The organism is Trichocoleus desertorum ATA4-8-CV12, assembly GCA_019358975.1.
GTDB lineage: Bacteria > Cyanobacteriota > Cyanobacteriia > FACHB-46 > FACHB-46 > Trichocoleus > Trichocoleus desertorum_A.
The window spans coordinates 182,014-199,569 of sequence record JAHHIL010000005.1 but is presented as its reverse complement, the minus strand read 5'-3'; the positions used below and the strand labels follow the sequence as shown (position 1 = coordinate 199,569).

Below are 17,556 nucleotides of genomic sequence, written 5' to 3'. Positions count from 1 at the left end.
TAGTTTTATCCTATGTGGAGGTAAGGCGATCGCACCTCGCTCACATGACTCACCCATCAAGGTGATTTTGTACTCACCGCTACAGGTGCCAGGGGTAAAGTAAACCAGAAAGTTGAGCCAGATCCAGGCTCACTGGTTACGCCCATCTCTCCCCCATGAGCCACAACAATTTGACGGCAAAGGTATAACCCTAAGCCCAAACCCATAGAGCGGCGAGTTTGAGGCCCACGGGAATACAGCTCAAACAAATGTTCGCGCACCTCTGGCTTAATACCAGATCCGTTGTCTTGAACACGACACAACAATAAGTCGTCTTGCCATTCCACACTCAAACTCAAGCTCAGTCCGGGCGGATTGTGCTTCAGGGCATTGGCTAGCAAGTTTTCCACCACCCGCCGTACTTGCAATGGATCGGCTGAAATGGCAGGTAAATCGTTAGGAATGCGAGTCGTGAAACTAGCTTGATTTTTGGCCAGCAAAGGCTCAAAGTCTGCCAGCACATCTACCACCAGTTTGCCTAAGTCAACAGTCTCGGTTTGCAGAACGATGCCGCCCACCTCACTGGCATGGACTTCTAAGAGCGAGTTAATCAAATACAGTTGGCGATCGCTACTTTGAGCCATACGCTCCAGAATGGCACGAGCCACCGGAATGACAGCGGGGCCAGAACCATTAGTGTGATCGGTGTGATCAGTGCGATCAGTGGGTAGCGATCCACTCTTGAGCAAATTCCCCAACACCATCAACATCCCTGTCACCGGGTTGCGGAGGTCATGAGAAACCGCATGCAAAAACACCCGCAGAGCATCTTCCACTCGCTTACGTTCAGCAATTTCGACTAGCAGTTGCTCATTCGCCGCCCGAATATCCGCTGTTCGCTCTTGTACCCGCACTTCCAACTCTTCGTTGCGTTGTTCTAGAACCGCAAAAGAAGCACGTAACTGCTCCGCCATGTTTTGAAACGCGCGAGCCAAAACTCCCAATTCATCTTCTCGTTCTACGGGTACTGTTTGCTCCCACTCCCCTTGGGACAAAGCTTTAGCCGCTCGGCTCAAATGCAAAATCGGTTGCACAATCCAGCGCGAGGTGAGAATACCCAATGCGATCGCAGCAATCAAGGCTGCCAAGCACAGCAAAATCGTCGATCGCGTATTGGCTTCGATTTGCTCCATAAAATCTGCTTCTGGCACCACCACCACGATCAGCCAATCTAAGCCCCGACCATCCTGTAGAGGTAGCACTTGCAGAAATTGGCGGTTGCCCTCCAACCTAAAGTCGAGCTGTTGGTTGCTGCGAATCTGCCGCAAATCACCAAAGCGTTGTTGCAAATGCTGTGCCGTAGCTCGAATCAATTTATTGCGGCTAGCCGTCGCAGCCAATCGTTCCTGCGTTTTACCATCGGCGCTGAGACTAAAGGGTTTGTCGGTCAGTGAAGTGGCGACCAACAGGCCCGATCGCTCCATGATAAAGGTTTGCCCCGTTTTGCCAATCTTGAGGCTACGCAGATAGTCGCCAATTTGAGACAGCACCAAATCAGCCGCCGTTACCCCAATCAATTTGCCTTGAGCATCGTACAGAGGCAGGTCAGCGGTAATCGTGAGCTTTTGCGTGGAGAAGTAAGTGTAAATCTCAGTCCAAACAGGTTTGCCAGCTTTGACACTGGTTTTGTACCAGTCCCGACGGCGCGGATCGTAATTGGGTTTGCTTTGCAACAATCGCGTGCGGTTACCTTGGCTGTCCGTGGCGTAGGTTTGAAAGTTGCGACCTGTGACGCGATCGGAGACTTCTATCTGTAAGGCAGCGTTATCTAAGCGCTCCACCCCGATGTATTCTGCCTGTTCTGTCCCCAACGAGATGTAGCTCACCGTTTTAAATTGCTGCATCTGCTGCCAAAAGTAGCGTTCTAAACCAGGAATATCCTCAACGTTGAGTAAGCCCAGCCGAATCACATCGGCATTAATCTGGTTGACCAGATGAGGCGTTTCTAGATAGGTCGTAACATGCTGCTGAATCCGAGCCGTGACCTCAGTCCGCAGCTGACTAGCTACATCGTTGACGGCATTTTGACCATTGCGTAACGACAACCAACCTGTAAGACCAACAGCGATCGCAATTTGCAAGACAAAAGGAGCGACCAGAAGCGTTTGCAGTGGCACTTTCCGCAATCGCCTAGTGATGAGGGTGGCAGGATTTTTCATGTAAGAGCCCTAGCCGATCCGTATAATCTCGCAACGCTTTGAATCAATATATACCTTTATTGTTAATTCTTGTCGAGTCTTTTAACCCAGCTAACCCACACAGAACTTAAGACTCAGTTTTCAGGGTAAGCACTTGAGGGGGAGTGGAATCAGGCGGATAGATTAAGTCTAGCTGCACAGAACGGCTACTGTTAGGCGGCAAAGTAATAATCTCTAACGGCTCTAAAACTTGTCCCGCCCGGTGCCATAAATGGACATAGCGAGTTTTGAGCTGTCCTTGGTTGTCCGGGTAGCGCAAACGCACAGTGCCCCGAAAGAAGGGGAAATCGAGGGAGGGTTGGCGGAAGCGCAATCCACCTTGGTTAAGGCGATCTTCCTTTAAGGGAGTTGCTAAAGTTAAAGCCACTTTCTGAGGCTGCGGAGTGGGGTTGAAAAGTGGCAAGGTTAGGTTGTATTCCACACCGTAGTTAGCATGGGATTCGTAAGCGGTGTCTGGGTAGCGCACTAGCATTTTGGCTGCTTGACTTTGCTCAGTCCCCAAGCGGCCTCCTCGTAGCGTGCTGATGGCATAAGATACCGCTTGTCCTGGAGCTGGAATAGTGAAGTTTTTTGCCCCAGGGCGATCGCTGAGTTGAGCTTGCCAGCGCGATCCTTGAGCCACTCCCGCAACTCGGCCATAAATTAGCTGCCCGCCAATCTGTCCGGGTGGAGTCGGGGCTTTGTCACGCGGACCCGATAGACTACCCTTGTCTAATAACGCTTGCCACTCGGTCAAGTTAGGGGCGCGGTCAGTACCATCGGTGTTTTTCTTGGCAAACATGATCAGGCTGGCTGCATGAACTTTGCCACTACTACGGAGCCGTAGATAAGCCGATCGTCCGTTGATTGGTTTTTCTAACCCTCGAACTGGCATTGGGTGATTCAGTACCATGCGGCTTTGACCGGGCGGAATTACCAATTGAGCGGGAAAATCCGCTTGGCGCTTACCTTGGAGAATATCAGTCACGGCGCGATCGCCTGGACCTGCATAAACTGTATTGTTGGGGTTGTCTACATAGGTTGGCAGCTTGATGTAAGGAGCTTCTTGAGTTAGATAAGTCGCAGCTTGCAAGACATCCACTTTAATAGGCTGCGAAGTAGGATTGTGCAGCATCACCCCCAAATAGAACGTTTGGAGATCTTTAGGCTCATGGGTCTGGTGGTGAATAAATAAATCAAAGCGACCCTGAAAGGGAAAGTTAAGATGGGCTGCGGGTGTTGTCTTGCCGCCAGGGGGCAGGGTAGAGAGCAGAACCCCCTCGGTCTTGACCCACTCTGGGCTATTGCTGTTAAACATGGGCACCGTATCCAGTTGACCTGGCAAGGCTCGGACGCTTTGAGGCTCCACAATAATTTGGGGCGTTGGTGGTGGGCTCGGTGCCACGCCCTGAGCTAGGCTCGACGCGGATGAAGCCATCTTGCCAGCCAGGGATAACCCATATCCACCCAAGCCAAATAACGCTAGACCAGACAAAGCGATCGCGATGTTATTCTGCTTCTGCCCCATAAACAGTCACCTCATTGAGTCTCAGATAAGGGGATACATCTTATAGAGACCCAAATCCTGGAGCCAAAGTGCCGCTTATGGCTACTTCCGATGGTTTACCTAAGCGATCGCGCCGGGTTAGCTATTTTGAGCTGAATCAGGAACTGGGCTGACTGAAGTTGAGTTTCTGGATGGCCAGAATTGAGGCAACAACAAGCCAGAACGCGCTTGGTACTCAGCAAACTCTGGGTAACGCGATAGGGATTGATCCTTCTTCCGCATATTAGGGAGAAACAGACCTGCTCCAAACAGAGCCAAAATCAAAAAAGGGAGCCAGTGCTGAGCTAAAAGGGCAAACGAGATGTAGATGAGCACTTCTCCTAAGTAATTGGTATTGCGGCAACGAGCAAAAAAGCCTTCTGTAATTAGACCAGAGTGATATTTCAACGTGAAGTATTTCTGGGCATCGCTCCCATAGTGGAGAAATACACCAAGGATATTTAAGGCAACGGCTGCGGCAATCAGAGGAGCCGAGGGAACAACACCCCGACTAATGAGCAAGAAGGGGGCGACCCAATACAAACCCAGAAAAATTCCCAGAAAAATTCCTTGACCTGCGGGGATTTCCTGTTCCCATTGCTTGTCAGGAAAGAGCTGATCTTTGAGTAACCACAGAAGACCATAGGTGCCGTGGAGTGCCAAATAGATCCACGGGCCAATCGTGAAGTTTTGATAGGCCCACATCAGACCTAGAACTACAAATCCAGTCAGTCCTTTATGCACGTTGATTGCATGTTTTGCTTTCATAAAAGTATCCCTAGTTATTCTTGATTTCCAAGTGAGTTGACAAGGCTGAAAACTATTAAAACTTAAGGCTCGACGCTGCTAGGCTGATGACGCTGCTTCGCTAGCTCGACTTGTCTTTGACGGGCTACTTGGCGGGCTCTTTTTTCTTCCGTCAGGCTCTCAAAACAATGAGGACAAGAAATGCCTTTCTCGTATTTTTCTGAAGCTTTGTCTGCATCTGAGATCGGTCGGCCACAGGCAACGCAAACATCATAAGAACCCGGTTCTAGTCCATGACGCACTGCTACCCGTTGGTCAAACACAAAGCACTCCCCTTCCCAAAGGCTCCTTTCTGCTGGCACTGCTTCTAAATATTTCAAGATGCCGCCTTTCAGGTGGTAGACTTCCTCAAAACCTTGCTCCAGCATAAAGGAGGAAGCTTTTTCGCACCGAATTCCGCCCGTGCAAAACATCGCCACTTTTTTATGCCGATGGGGGTCTAAATGCTGGCGAACATAGTCAGGAAATTCTTGAAAGGAAGCGGTTTGGGGATTACAAGCGCCTTGAAAGGTGCCGATCTGCACTTCATAATCATTGCGCGTGTCAATCACCACTACATCTGGATCAGCAATGAGATCGTTCCACTCTTCCGGGCTGACATAGATACCCACCTTCTCGTTAGGGTCAACCTCAGGCACACCCAAAGGTACAATCTCTTTTTTTAATCGCACTTTCAGCCGATCGAACGGGGGAGTATCCGTGTAAGACTCTTTGTACTCTAGATTCGCTAGGCGCGGATCAGCCCGCAAAAAGGAGAGCAGGCCAGCGATCGCAGAGCGAGATCCAGCAATCGTACCATTGATGCCTTCTTGGGCGAGGAGAATGGTGCCTTTAATGTCTTGGTCTAAACCATAGGCCAAGAGCGCGTCTTTTTTCTCAGCAAAATCTGGCAAGCTGACAAATTTGTAGAGTGCGGCAACAACAATTTCGGTCATGCTTCCCGTGCAAATCAAGCGTCTAAAAACATTTTAGGGCACACCACCGCAATGCACCCTAAGAGTTAGTGGATGGTGGATGGTCTGAAACTATACGACGGCTGGCTTGTGGCGGATGCGATCGTAAATTTCGATGTAATCCTTACCCGGATGGTTCCAAGAGTAGTCGTACTCCATGCCCTGCTTCACTAGTCGTTGGAACTCTTTGGGGTAATCCCGCCACAGTCCCAAAGCCCGATTCATAGTTGATTCTAGCGCTTGATAGTCAGAGTCATAGAAGACATAACCGTTGCGCATTTCGGGCAGATGATTGGAGTCGTAGTCGCGGTCAAACACAGTATTCACCAGTCCCCCCACACTCCGGACAATTGGGACTGTGCCATACTTCAAGCCAATCATTTGAGTCAAGCCGCAGGGTTCGTAGTTGCTCGGCACCAAAATCATATCCGCCCCAGCGTAAATCAGGTGCGATAGTTCTTCGTTAAAGCCCAGTTCCAGATGCACATCCGGATGGTCATTCAAGAAGCTCTTTTCGTGCTGGAAGTTGGCATTGATTCCCGCTTCGGTAGCAGAGCCTAACAGGACAAATTGAGCGTCATTGTGGATAGCGTGGTAAATGGCATGATGCACTAGATGAACGCCTTTTTGCCCATCTAATCGGCCAATATAAGCAATGATCGGTTTGTCTACATCTTGCAGCAGTAGGCGATCGCGCAACGCTTTCTTATTCTGGGCTTTGCCTTCTAGGTTGTCCTTGGTGTAGTGGTGCGGAATATAGCGATCGCCCTCAGGACTCCAGAAGTCTAGATCAATACCGTTGAGAATTCCGGTAAATTTATCCTGATGCACATGCAACGTATGGCCTAGACCAGACCCGACATCGGTATGACACGCTTCCCAAGCATGGTGAGGTGAAACTGTGGTGACGGCATTGGCATAAACAATCCCCCCTTTCATTAAGTTCAAGGCGAAGGGGCTGAAGTTGTCTTGCAGGCGATCGGGTTGGAAATAGTAAGGTTCGTTGTTGAGTCCAGTGGCCCAAAGAATCTCGTTGCCAGCAAAGCCCTGGTGCTTGAAGTTATGGATGGTGTAACAAACCCGCTGGAGTCCCATTTCATACTTGTAGTTTTCAAATAGCATGACGGGAACTAAGCCAGTCTGCCAGTCATGGCAGTGGATGACATCAGGACGCTTGTTACTCTGTTGCAAAAATTCTAGAGCAGCCTTGCTAAAAAAGGCAAAGCGCATGGTGTCGTCGTGGCAACCATAGTAGCAACCACGGTTAAAGAAATCATCGCGAGAATGAGGCTCGATAAAGAAGCACAATCGCCCATGCACCCAGCCACAGTAAACCGAGCAGTGAATTGTGCCACCAAACCAGGGCACCCACAGATCGCGGTAGGCATCATGCAAGCCCCAAATGTGGTCATAGCGCATGCAATCATAGTTCGGCAGAATCAGCTCAACGCAATGTCCTCGCGTTTCTAATTCGCGGCTGAGTCCGTAAACCACATCGCCCAAGCCTCCGGCTTTGATGACTGGAGCGCACTCAGAGGCAATTTGTACGATGTACATCTTTACTCCTCGCTGATCAAACGGGTTTTGCTATATTCACAAAAGTATATTTATTTCTTGCGAAGGGGCAACCCCATCATTCGGCATAAACCTTAGATCAGCACATCAGGTGATGTTGATGAAGAAAGTCGCAGAGCGTCACCTAGCGATCGCTTAATTTATCAGCCCTGAACGTAACCCTAAAACCGCTGCATGAGTGCGATCGCTCGCTCCCATTTTGTTGAGGATATTACGGACATGAGTTTTTACCGTGTCTAGGGTGATATAGAGCTTTTGACTAATCTCTTCGTTTTTGTTTCCCCCCACAATTAACTCCAGGATTTCTAACTCCCGCTTCGTTAAAGGATCGGCTCCCAAAATGGGTACCACTTCTGGATCAATCGATTCAATGCTCACGGATGCCGTGTTGGAGTTGATAGCCTCTTGCTCAATCGTTTGTTGATAATGGGACAGCACAATTCGGGCGATCGCAGGGTCAAGCCAAGAATTGCCTCGGTAAGTCGCCTCAATCGCCTCTAACAAATCCTGGTGATTGGTTCTGTCTTTTAAGCAGTAGGAATCTGCACCTGCAGCAAAGGCTTGCATGACCAGTTTTTTATCGGCTTGAGTGCTAAAAATCAAAACTTTAAGATCGACGGATTCAGCTTCAGAATCTGGATTTTTAATCTGCTGAATTACCTCAATTCCACTGATATCAGGCAAATCCAGATCAATAATTACTAAATCGGGCTGAGTTTGCTGCAATAGTTCTAGACCTTCTTGGCCCTTGGTTGCCTCACCTACAACGGTAATCAGATCACTTTGTCCTAAAGCCGCTTGCATCCCATACCGACTGAGGTCTTGAGATTCAATTAGGGCTACACGAATTTCACTCATTTGTAACCTTTGGCATTGCCTGACAAGGATAGAGTTGATTCAACAAAGCTTTTATGAAGACGTTTTGAACAGTCCAAAAGTGCCCGTCTAGAAAAATACAACTTAGATCAGTACCACCGAAGGTACTAGAGGGCAAAAATTGCGATCGCAATTCTGAAATTACCACCCAGTCTCAATTCTAGGACTTTCCACTATAGTCGAAATCTTGACAAAGCTCACTAACTCTAAACCCGTTTTGTAGTGTTTGTCTTCTTGCGCAGCTCTAAGCGCAATCCTAGTTCTAGAACTTCTAAGGATTTTTACTAGGCTAAATTCATTAAATTGCTACTTCACTCATGAAAGCTGTAAGGATTTTTACGGTTTTTAGAACAGCTCGTGGATAACCAAGGCGAAATTAACTGAATACAACCCTTAGTTAGCCGTAATACTACTGAAGCTCTACTTCATCTAATCTTCAAGACTACGATTCATTGATGAGCTCGCTGGTGACTTATGACTTTGAGTAGTTGCTGTACTCAAGTCAGGGCAATCTTCTGAATTTATATAAATCTATGTTCCCGACTCGCATGCTTAAGGATAAGAGCATGGATGGCGATCGCACCGTCACATTGTTGTACGACCGCATGGAGTCCTAAAGCCTTGGATGAAACTGAAAAGCCAACCAGACTTTTTAATGCTGAACTTAATGCTGAAAGATAGGGGCACAAAAACGGATGTATTTGAAGAGTTACACCCAGCGCTAAAGATCCAGATTAAATAACGTCCCCCCTCTTCTAAAAAGCTCCAGCCTGCCGCTTGCAGCGTTCGATCGCGACCAGTTGGAGCCGATTTGAAGAGGAATTTGATGCCTACCTGCGCGGCGAAGAGTTCCTTTACCCACTCTCCTCAAAGAAGAAACTTGCCTAGAGTAAAGATTTGGCGCAAATAGGATACAAGTAAGCTAGCTAATATCTAGCTACATCACATCTTGAGACAGAGCCACAGCACCACTACCAGAGCCTACCTTCACCCCAGCTGCATCAGGCATGATGGCATCAGACAGGTAAGCATGATTCAGATTTGTGTCCGTGAGATCGACATGAGTCAGATTCGCGTTCTTTAAGTTGGCTCTGGTTAGATTGGTTTTGGTTAAGTTGGCTCCCGTGAAATTGACATCAGTCAGATTGGCTTGACTCAAATTGGTGCTAGTTAGGTTAGCGCCTCGGAAATTGGACCCAGTAAAATTAGCCCCACTGAAGTTGAGATTTCTCAGATTCGCAGCCATCAGATTTAGGTTTCTGAAGTCCCTTTGACCAGCTGAGTAGCGGCTTTGGAGTTCTTTGGTATTCATAAGAGTCTTTAGGAGGTAGTAGGAGATTACAAAGAGAAGGAGTATCGGATTCCAGCTTTGATTGCAGCTCTGAAGCCCAGCTTTAGAACGGTGAAGGCTGAAGTTTTAGAGCGACTCGGTGCTGAATCGATCAAGTGAGTCTTAAGTTTAATGACGAGAATATTTTTTCGGCTGTCTAGGCTTGGCAATGGCTTTGCCTATGTGTTTTTCGCTCGGCGTTTCTACGCTAGGCGTTTCTAGATGACGATGCTGCTTTGTATCGGGGAAAATTTTTGCCTGCGAAACTTCCCGCTTGAATCGATGGATTGCTGCCTCAATTCCTTCATGTTCATTCAGAATTATCTGGGCCATTCGGTTGAAGCATCTCCAGAATCAAAAGGTGCAGAGAGTTAGATTCGGAGAAACGCTTGTAACAAAACGAATTACACAGCCGAAAATAATCCTTGTTCTCAGGCTAGCACAGGATTGAGTTAAGCAATAATTAGCTAATTGTCTTTCGTCAAGACTATTGTCACAAATTACGTAGTTGAGTTACGAGTGATGTAGAGGAAAATGCGTTATTTAGCAATTGCTTCAGATTACGATGGCACCCTAGCAACAAATGGTCAAGTCAGTGAAACCACTCTGGCTGCGTTGCAACGACTCCAGAAGTCTGGCCGCAAACTAATTTTGGTTACAGGGAGACATTTAGATGACCTCTTTCAGGTGCTGCCGCAGATAGACTGGTTCGATTGTATTGTGGCAGAAAACGGAGCTTTGCTGTATTGGCCTAGCACTCGCGAGGAGCAATTGTTGGGCGATCGCCCGCCAGAAGCGTTCATCCAAGCTCTCCAAAAGCGCCAAGTTGAACCTTTAACAGTAGGTCGCGTGATTGTCGCAACGTGGCAACCGCATGAAGCCGCAGTATTGGCAACGATCAAAGATTTAGATTTAGAGTTACAGATAATTTTGAATAAAGACGCAGTGATGGTTCTGCCTGCTGATCTAGATAAAGCAGTAGGACTGAAGGCCGCACTCCAACGCATGGAGCTATCTCTACAAGACGTGATTGGGTTTGGTGATGCAGAGAATGATCACGCTTTTCTAGACATCTGTGGACTTTCGGTAGCGGTGGCTAATGCACTACCAGAGGTAAAAGCACGAGCCCATTGGGTGACCCAAGGCAGTCGAGGCGATGGAGTCGTTGAGGTGATTGATCAGCTACTGACCTCTGGCTTAGACGAGATGCCCCAGCGATCGCCATAAAGCTGCGATCGCCCACCCTTAGGCTCTGCCTACTTAGACTCACTTAAGCGAGAAATTTCCTATCTCAAAACACAAGTTTAAGACACCACTCCTACCTGAGCGGGAGATACTGCTTCTGGGCTGTGTGTTGCAGTTCTATGGGCAATGAGTACCGAACAAGGGGCATGGTGCAGCACATAATTACTGACGCTGCCCAAAAACAATTCGCTCAAGCCCGATCGGCCCCGACGCCCCACTAAAACTAAATCTGCTCCCCAAGTTTGAGCTAGGTCACAAATAGCTCGACCCGGACTGCCAGGGCTTTGAGTAAACTCTACTCGCACTCCTGCATCAGCCGCTTCTTGTGCCCGCGATCGCAGCATAGCCAGCCCTTGGCTTTCATAGTTTTGCCACTGTTGTTGATACAGTTCTAGAGCCTGCATGCGGATCATACCGGGGTAGGAGTCAAGCCCTGTGAGCACAGGGATTCTAGGGCTTCCTTCTTCTTCATAGGAGAGGACGTGCAGCAACATCAAGTTAGCTTCTGTCAGTTTGGCTAAAGCTAAAGCTTGTTCAAAGGCTTGTTTACTAATACTGGAATGGTCGATCGCAACTAGAATTCTACGAAACATAAATTTTCTCTCCCGACTTGTAGCGATGTGGGGACAATCGTTGAGACGATATCAAACCTGAGAGCAGCGCAGCATTTAACCCCACTGTAAACCAAATTATTTTCCTGCAAGCCCAACTTTTCTAATTCTTAGTAGTTGATCCTAGTCGTTAGAATAGCGGGGGTGCGGCTGTAACGAGGTAGCGATCCTCAAACCTGGACTGAAATCACTCTGGCTCATAGTTCAAGGGCTGTATTCAACTACATGCAACTACTGAATCAGGGTTTAACAAACAGGCTAAATCTGCTGGAATCACCCTAGGGATCAATTCAAGGTCTGCCTGTTAGTACATGTGATAGGGGGGCATCTTCAGAGGAAAATAGTTTTATCAACCACCCTAATGGGTCGGGACGAATAGAACTAACTCTGAGAACCGTAATCATGGCCCGCAAACACAAAAAACTCCTATCAACTATTCGTGCTTTGGGTGACAAGCAGGAACCTAATTTGGCCCAGCATGAATCAGAAGAGCAGAGGGTAGTACAGCCGCAGTTGCAACCACAGTTTGACCATTTTGCTGAGGAATCTGGGCGAGGGCAGCATGAACCCAAAACTGCTAGTAACGAGCTAATGGCACCGCTCCTGATAACCTCATTCCTAGAGGATCAGCTAAGTGAGTTAGCGACTGGAACAGCAGAGACCCTCCATATCGCTGAAGCCCATACGCCAGAAGCCCATACGCCAGAAGCCATTACACCAGAGGCCACTACACCAGAAATTACTCCTCAGTCGGGTGGGGCCGTATCTGATGAAACCGCAACGGAAGTAGAGCCTGACGAATCCAAACTCGATACAGCAACTTCTGTAGAGTCGGTAGAGTTATTGGATGAGCAGCCTAAGCTGAAAAATGAGCCCGAAGAACTAGAACCCAGAGAACCTGCGATCGCGGAGCCAGAACCAGAACTAAAACTAGAACCAGAACAGCCCACAGAGGTAGCCGTCATTCCAAAGACATCCTCGGCTCAAGAAGACACACAAGAGCCTGAACACTCAGTCAGGATGCAGGCTGAGGAGACAAAACCAGAGCAGCCAGATCGCTCAGTCGCAGATCACTCAGTCAGTGATACCAGTCAGGCGATCGCCAGCGACTCCGAGGTTCAAGCAATACTCAAGCGGCCTGAAGCCTTTGCCCTAATCGTCATCACCTTCTTCTGGACCATTTGGCGAATCTATAGTGGCATTTGGCAACAGCCAGCCCCCAGCCGCAAGTTATCACATCGTCAATCGGCTCATCGTTCAGAAGGGGATGCAAACAACAATAACCACCCAGGTTAGTTAAGTGTCCCCAACTCATCTACAAGCCTGTAGTTAGCTTTACAAGGTAGCTTCATAGGAACTCCAGTCCTACGTCAGAAGCCTGCCAAGCTTAGGCATCCCTATACTGACAAATCCCGATACTTGCAAAATGAAAGCCATGTTGTAAACCGATAAAATCCTGGCCGCTCCAATACCTTGCTAAAGAGCGATCGCGATCACACCCAGATCACTCCCGGATCACGACTTGATTAGTATGGAAGTGGCCCAGGTTTTTACTTTTCTGGCTTTAAAGTGAACGTGGATGATATAGTTACCTGAATTTTAGAAGATGTTAGATTTTCTATTTAATCTCCATTGGCTGACTATTCTCATCATCGTGAGCGCCCTGGTCGGTAGTGGCATACTAGGGGCACTGATCTACGGGGCAATTTCGGCCTATCGGAATCGGAAACCCGCGATCGCGCAACGAGTAGAAACGCCCCCCAGATTCCAAGATCCCCTGGATTCGTCGTACTCACGGGCTCAACTTCGGGTTTCGGATGGCTCTAAGGAGTACCCTTATAACACCTTGCGTGTAGTACAGATTCATCTAGAGAACCAAAGCCATCAAGACTTTGAAGAGCTTAAGCTAGGAATTTCTTTAGATGAACCCAATGCCGAGGATGGAATGGTGCATGTTGAAGTGCGATCGCCCGATCGGGATCACCAAGTTAAGCAACTCACCCCCCTGACCTTCGCAGAGCCTCAACCCACGCTTGATGTGGTTCTCATTCCCTTTAACCGAGAGGATTCCTATAGCTTGCGCTTGTTATTGGCTGCGGGTGAAGAGGTAGAACTTTCTGGCAAAATTAGGCTCAGCTCACCTCATCCCATTCGCTTCGTTGACTTACCCACCGTCAAGGAAGCAGTGCAAGAAGCTGCCAAATCCACCTCCATTGGCCTCGGCCCCTTCCAGTTTTCCTTCGATAAATAATTCCTTACCTGTTGCAGCCGACGTTAGTGTGGGTAGGGCTTATCTACCCCTTGAGGCTGTGGCTTCCTAGCACCATGCATTAGACTAGGGTCACTAAACTAAGGAACCGACAATTTAACTGCCTTGGAGTTTGGAGTCAGTTGTTACAGATGCTCTAAAACTCCTTGTAGCTAGCCATATAGTTAGCCACGTAGTTAGCCATATAGAGCTATGCGGTTGTTGGATTATTGCCCTGGGTTGCAATAGGATCATGCAGAACAAGCCTCTAGTTAACATTCTTCTGGTCGATGACCACTCGGAAAACCTGCTGGCACTAGAAGGAATTCTGGCAAGCTTGGGGCAGAATCTGGTGCGAGCCTCTTCTGGCAAGGAAGCCTTAAAACGTCTGCTACATCAAGATTTTGCTGTCATTTTGCTCGATGTCCAAATGCCAGGAATGGATGGGTTGGAGACAGCGACTCTGATTCGTAGTCGCGATCGCTCGCGTCATGTGCCCATTATTTTCATGACGGCCTTTCATAATAGCGACCAGTGGGTTTACAAAGGCTATTCTGTCGGTGCAGTTGATTACTTGTTCAAACCGATTGAGCCAGAAATCCTCCTCTGTAAGGTGGCTGCCTTCGTAGACCTGTTTCAAAAAACGGCTGAGATTCAACGCCAAGCTGATCAACTAGAAGTTCTCAATGCCGAATTACGTAGCAACCAAGCACGACTGCAAGACTTCTTAGACTATGCCAATGATTTGATTCACATCATGTCTCCCACAGGCGAGTTGCTTTACGTCAACCCAGCCTGGAAGCATACTTTGGGCTACAACGAAGACGAACTCAACCACTTAGCCATTGAGATTGTGCATCCTCAAAGTCGGGGACGATGGCTAGAGACGATTTATTGGGTACAAGCCAAACCTGCCAGTCGTACGCTAGAAATCACCTTTCTCAGCAAAGACGGGCGAGAAGTCACGGTTGAAGGAACATTGAGCAGTCGCTTTGAGGCCAATCAACTCACGGCAATTCACTGCATTTTTCATGACATTACCCAGCGCAAGCAAGCCGAGCGATCGCTACGCCAATATACAGCTCAGTTGCAACAAGCCCTCGACTTCAATGCCATGCTCAAGCGCATTACCAATAAGCTGCGCGACAGTTTAGATGAAGCCCAAATCTTGACCAGTGTGGTGCAAGAACTGGCTCTAGTGTTGGGGGTCAGCCGTTGTCAAGCCGCTTTGTACGACTTAGCACAACAAACTGCCACGATCGCTTATGAGTACACCGGATCGATGTTTTCCGAACAGGGTCATGTCTTAGAGATGGCTCACTCCTTTGAATACCAGCAACTCCAACAAGGACAGTCGCTCCAGCTCTGTAACATAGCTCCCCACCCTATTCAAGGCAAAGTAGCTATGTTGGCTTGCGCGATCATGGATGACCAAGGTGTGTTGGGTGATCTACGTTTAATTAACGACAAAGATTATGTCTTTAGAGATTTAGAAGTGCATCTCGTGCAGCAGGTAGCTAACCAGTGCGCGATCGCGATTCGTCAGGCTCGTCTGTTCCAAGCTGCTCAAGCTCAAGTGACAGTTCTAGAGAAACTCAATCGTCTCAAAGATGATTTCTTAAGTACAATCTCTCACGAGTTGCGCACCCCCATCTCCAACATCAAAATGGCAATTCAGCTGCTGAAGATGACTTTGGCACAAGTAGAGATACCAAAAGTAGAAGCAGAAGATTTGGAGCGTTACTTCTCCGTTTTGCAAAGTGAATGCGAACAAGAAATTAGTTTAATTAACGACCTGCTCGATCTATCTCGCCTCGATACGGAAGCGGAACCTCTCCTATTAACTAAAATTGAACTCACGAGTTGGGTGCCCCATGTAGCAGAATCTTTTATAGAGCGGGCTCGCAGCCACGATCAGGATTTGCAAGTAGAGATTCCGGGAGATCTCCCTGCTCTCACAACTGACCTGATTGATTTAGAGCGAGTCTTGTCTGAGTTGCTCGGCAATGCTTGTAAGTACACTCCTGCGGGGGAGCAAATTAAGATCTCAGCCGATGCCACTCTCGATCGAATCCAGTTACATGTGACTAATTCCGGAGTCGAGATCCCAGCGGAAGAGTGCGATCGCATTTTTGATAAGTTCTACCGCATCCCTAACAATGATCCGTGGAAGTATAGTGGGACTGGCTTAGGATTAGCCTTAGTGAAAAAACGGATCGAGCGCTTGGGAGCCACCATCCATGTCGCGAGTGCAGCCACGCAAACCACCTTCAGCATTGAATTTCCTTTGCCAACCCATTAGGCATCCAGGCTAAGGAATTAGGCTTGCCGAAACTCAATCAAAGCTTGGCGATAGGCATCGGGTAAGCCTGTGTCAAACGATCGCCCTTCGACCAGATATCCCATCATCCCTAACTCTTGCCGTAACTGCTCTAAACCAGAAGTGAGCTGAAACTCATTGCGATCGCGGAGATTGCGTCGAATTTGCTCTGCCAAACAGTCAAAAATTTGGGGTGAGAGCACATACATCCCAAAGATCGACAAGAGTTGATCAGGAGGCATACCCGATATATGTAAGTGTTGAATGGCATACTCCACTTCTGGCTTTTCTACGAGTCGAGTCACATCTAACAGCACATTTGGTTCCTGCCAGGTGCCTGTCACACAGCCTCTATGACTAATCTCAGCGGCTGGAGTTACCTCCAAGCTAACAACGCTTTTGCCACAGCGCTCGAACACCTCTAACATCTGAGCTGCACAAGAAATTTCTTGGTCAGATTTGTAAACATGATCGCCTAGGAGCAACAGAAAAGGTTCATCTCCTACCCAGTCTTTGGCACAGAAGACGGCATGACCAAAGCCTTCCTGGGTATCCTGGGTCAAAATGGTAACTCGCTCCCCGACCTCCCGGAGATACTCCAGATAGTCTCCCTGCTTAGCCGCTAGCTTTTGAAGATAATCTCCTTCCGGTAATGTTTTGAAGAAGTTTTCAAATAGGTCGCGATCGCTGGGTTGCACCACAATCCCCACCGACTCAATTCCAGCACTGAGAGCTTCTTCCGCGATCGCCAGAATCACAGGCTTGGCGCGTCCCTCAGAATCAATGATCGGAAACATTTCCTTTTTGACTGCTTTAGTCGCCGGAAAGAGGCGTGTACCAAAGCCAGCAGCAGGAATCACAGCCTTACGAACAGAAGATTTGACAGAGCCTGGAGACAACATCATAGCCTCAGATATTTTACCTATAAAAAAGATAGTGATATGAGATCGGCCACTTCTACAATCTCCATCACCAAGCTCAGTCTTACCTAACTGGGCATTCCTTTGGGCCTTCCTTTGAGAACTTCCCCTTTACAAGGGTTTGCAAATAGTTAGAGTAGAACAGTAAAAGAGCCTTTAACACGCAGTTAAAGACTCTCGTTGAGGAATATAAACATGTCTAAAACTTATCCTCTTTAAAGCTGCTTGTCTTGTATCTAAAGTGACGTTCAGAGAATATTCCTATTCCCACCTTTAGATAGGCTTCATTTTATACCTATAGATAGTTCATATTCGACTAGATTGAGAAGTGGAGAGGCAGAAGTCCCACCTCTGCGAAAAGGATGTGGTTCAATGGCGAAGAGCAACCTTAGTACAGTTAGTTAAGGCTCAGTTCCGCCTCGATCGCTTGAGCCATTGCTTCCAGCCGAATCGGCTTAGTTAAGTAGGATCGCACTCCCATACTTAAAGCTCTCTGTTTCTCCCGATGAAAGGCGTAGGCGGTCACCACCACCACAGGTAGAGCATGCCATTGCGATCGCTGAAGTTCTTGTAGCAAGGTGAAGCCATCGACTTGAGGCAGTTTGAGATCTAGGAGCAGTAAGTCAGGCTGAAATTCTGTAACCGTCTCCAAAAAATTGATGCCATCACAGAGACTCAAGACTTGATAGCCTCGCGACTCCAAAAAGTCTTGCGTGAACAGACGATGGATTTCGTTATCTTCTACCAGAAGAATTCGCTTGCCCATAAATTCGATCCAAAAGCGGGGTTAGTATGTATTCTCTACTATCTTTAAAGGAAAGCGTTTCCAACTAATTTGAGCCGCGCTCGCTTGAGGCAAGCAATATTAACGAATTCGACAAAGCTTAAATACAACATATTTGTGGAAGT

Annotated in this window: 15 protein-coding genes; 4 read left to right on the top strand and 11 right to left on the bottom strand. The window is 48.0% G+C overall.

What is annotated here, in order from left to right; genetic code table 11:
- Nucleotides 1-56: 56 nt before the first annotated feature.
- From KME12_07630 to rpsU, 8 genes are all read right to left on the bottom strand, one after another.
- A complete protein-coding gene (locus KME12_07630; GenBank protein MBW4487645.1) occupies nucleotides 57-2,198 on the bottom strand; it encodes a HAMP domain-containing protein in 2,142 nt (713 codons plus the stop codon).
- A 106-nt stretch (nucleotides 2,199-2,304) separates the two neighbouring features.
- The gene (locus tag KME12_07625; GenBank protein MBW4487644.1) at nucleotides 2,305-3,654 is read right to left on the bottom strand and encodes a DUF3370 domain-containing protein; all 1,350 of its coding nucleotides are present in this window, start codon (nucleotides 3,652-3,654) and stop codon (nucleotides 2,305-2,307) included.
- A 207-nt stretch (nucleotides 3,655-3,861) separates the two neighbouring features.
- Nucleotides 3,862-4,530, bottom strand: coding sequence for a DUF1295 domain-containing protein (locus KME12_07620; protein MBW4487643.1), 669 nt, complete (start codon nucleotides 4,528-4,530; stop codon nucleotides 3,862-3,864).
- A gap of 62 nt (nucleotides 4,531-4,592) precedes the next feature.
- Nucleotides 4,593-5,504 (bottom strand): rhodanese-related sulfurtransferase, encoded by a 912-nt coding sequence (locus tag KME12_07615; protein ID MBW4487642.1) that lies wholly within the window; start codon nucleotides 5,502-5,504, stop codon nucleotides 4,593-4,595.
- Nucleotides 5,505-5,594: 90 nt separating this feature from the next.
- On the bottom strand, nucleotides 5,595-7,079 hold the full coding sequence (gene glgA, locus KME12_07610; GenBank protein MBW4487641.1) for a glycogen synthase GlgA: 1,485 nt from the start codon (nucleotides 7,077-7,079) through the stop codon (nucleotides 5,595-5,597).
- 153 nt (nucleotides 7,080-7,232) lie between these two features.
- Nucleotides 7,233-7,955: a response regulator transcription factor gene (locus KME12_07605; GenBank protein ID MBW4487640.1), complete on the bottom strand. Its 723-nt coding sequence runs from the start codon at nucleotides 7,953-7,955 to the stop codon at nucleotides 7,233-7,235.
- A 955-nt stretch (nucleotides 7,956-8,910) separates the two neighbouring features.
- Nucleotides 8,911-9,285 (bottom strand): pentapeptide repeat-containing protein, encoded by a 375-nt coding sequence (locus tag KME12_07600; GenBank protein MBW4487639.1) that lies wholly within the window; start codon nucleotides 9,283-9,285, stop codon nucleotides 8,911-8,913.
- 147 nt (nucleotides 9,286-9,432) lie between these two features.
- Entirely contained in the window at nucleotides 9,433-9,636 is a 204-nt protein-coding gene (gene rpsU / locus KME12_07595) for a 30S ribosomal protein S21 (GenBank protein ID MBW4487638.1), read from the bottom strand.
- A 201-nt stretch (nucleotides 9,637-9,837) separates the two neighbouring features.
- Here rpsU and KME12_07590 point away from each other — a divergent pair, with 201 nt between their 5' ends.
- Nucleotides 9,838-10,530 (top strand): Cof-type HAD-IIB family hydrolase, encoded by a 693-nt coding sequence (locus tag KME12_07590; protein MBW4487637.1) that lies wholly within the window; start codon nucleotides 9,838-9,840, stop codon nucleotides 10,528-10,530.
- A gap of 77 nt (nucleotides 10,531-10,607) precedes the next feature.
- Here the strand turns inward: KME12_07590 and KME12_07585 are convergent, their stop codons facing one another.
- Nucleotides 10,608-11,141: a universal stress protein gene (locus KME12_07585; GenBank protein MBW4487636.1), complete on the bottom strand. Its 534-nt coding sequence runs from the start codon at nucleotides 11,139-11,141 to the stop codon at nucleotides 10,608-10,610.
- 420 nt (nucleotides 11,142-11,561) lie between these two features.
- Here KME12_07585 and KME12_07580 point away from each other — a divergent pair, with 420 nt between their 5' ends.
- The 3 genes from KME12_07580 (at nucleotide 11,562) to KME12_07570 (ending at nucleotide 15,709) form a co-directional block, all read left to right on the top strand.
- A complete protein-coding gene (locus KME12_07580; GenBank protein ID MBW4487635.1) occupies nucleotides 11,562-12,455 on the top strand; it encodes a hypothetical protein in 894 nt (297 codons plus the stop codon).
- Nucleotides 12,456-12,765: 310 nt separating this feature from the next.
- Nucleotides 12,766-13,410, top strand: a complete 645-nt coding sequence (locus tag KME12_07575; protein ID MBW4487634.1) for a hypothetical protein — start codon at nucleotides 12,766-12,768, stop codon at nucleotides 13,408-13,410.
- Nucleotides 13,411-13,660: 250 nt separating this feature from the next.
- Nucleotides 13,661-15,709 carry a response regulator gene (locus tag KME12_07570; protein MBW4487633.1) on the top strand — a complete coding sequence of 683 codons (2,049 nt, stop codon included), beginning with the start codon at nucleotides 13,661-13,663 and terminating at the stop codon, nucleotides 15,707-15,709.
- A gap of 17 nt (nucleotides 15,710-15,726) precedes the next feature.
- Here the strand turns inward: KME12_07570 and KME12_07565 are convergent, their stop codons facing one another.
- Both KME12_07565 and KME12_07560 read right to left on the bottom strand, forming a co-directional pair.
- Nucleotides 15,727-16,632, bottom strand: coding sequence for a UTP--glucose-1-phosphate uridylyltransferase (locus KME12_07565; protein ID MBW4487632.1), 906 nt, complete (start codon nucleotides 16,630-16,632; stop codon nucleotides 15,727-15,729).
- Nucleotides 16,633-17,044: 412 nt separating this feature from the next.
- A complete protein-coding gene (locus KME12_07560) occupies nucleotides 17,045-17,413 on the bottom strand; it encodes a response regulator (GenBank protein ID MBW4487631.1) in 369 nt (122 codons plus the stop codon).
- Nucleotides 17,414-17,556: the final 143 nt, after the last annotated feature.

Coding starts and splice junctions, on each gene's coding strand:
- KME12_07570 (MBW4487633.1), top strand. CDS start 13,661: ATGCAGAACAAGCCTCTAGTTAACATTCTTCTGGTCGATGACCACTCG.
- KME12_07590 (MBW4487637.1), top strand. CDS start 9,838: ATGCGTTATTTAGCAATTGCTTCAGATTACGATGGCACCCTAGCAACA.
- KME12_07625 (MBW4487644.1), bottom strand. CDS start 3,654: ATGGCTTCATCCGCGTCGAGCCTAGCTCAGGGCGTGGCACCGAGCCCA.
- KME12_07560 (MBW4487631.1), bottom strand. CDS start 17,413: ATGGGCAAGCGAATTCTTCTGGTAGAAGATAACGAAATCCATCGTCTG.
- KME12_07585 (MBW4487636.1), bottom strand. CDS start 11,141: ATGTTTCGTAGAATTCTAGTTGCGATCGACCATTCCAGTATTAGTAAA.
- KME12_07575 (MBW4487634.1), top strand. CDS start 12,766: ATGTTAGATTTTCTATTTAATCTCCATTGGCTGACTATTCTCATCATC.
- KME12_07630 (MBW4487645.1), bottom strand. CDS start 2,198: ATGAAAAATCCTGCCACCCTCATCACTAGGCGATTGCGGAAAGTGCCA.
- KME12_07620 (MBW4487643.1), bottom strand. CDS start 4,530: ATGAAAGCAAAACATGCAATCAACGTGCATAAAGGACTGACTGGATTT.
- KME12_07605 (MBW4487640.1), bottom strand. CDS start 7,955: ATGAGTGAAATTCGTGTAGCCCTAATTGAATCTCAAGACCTCAGTCGG.
- KME12_07580 (MBW4487635.1), top strand. CDS start 11,562: ATGGCCCGCAAACACAAAAAACTCCTATCAACTATTCGTGCTTTGGGT.
- KME12_07600 (MBW4487639.1), bottom strand. CDS start 9,285: ATGAATACCAAAGAACTCCAAAGCCGCTACTCAGCTGGTCAAAGGGAC.
- KME12_07565 (MBW4487632.1), bottom strand. CDS start 16,632: ATGATGTTGTCTCCAGGCTCTGTCAAATCTTCTGTTCGTAAGGCTGTG.
- KME12_07615 (MBW4487642.1), bottom strand. CDS start 5,504: ATGACCGAAATTGTTGTTGCCGCACTCTACAAATTTGTCAGCTTGCCA.
- rpsU (MBW4487638.1), bottom strand. CDS start 9,636: ATGGCCCAGATAATTCTGAATGAACATGAAGGAATTGAGGCAGCAATC.
- glgA (MBW4487641.1), bottom strand. CDS start 7,079: ATGTACATCGTACAAATTGCCTCTGAGTGCGCTCCAGTCATCAAAGCC.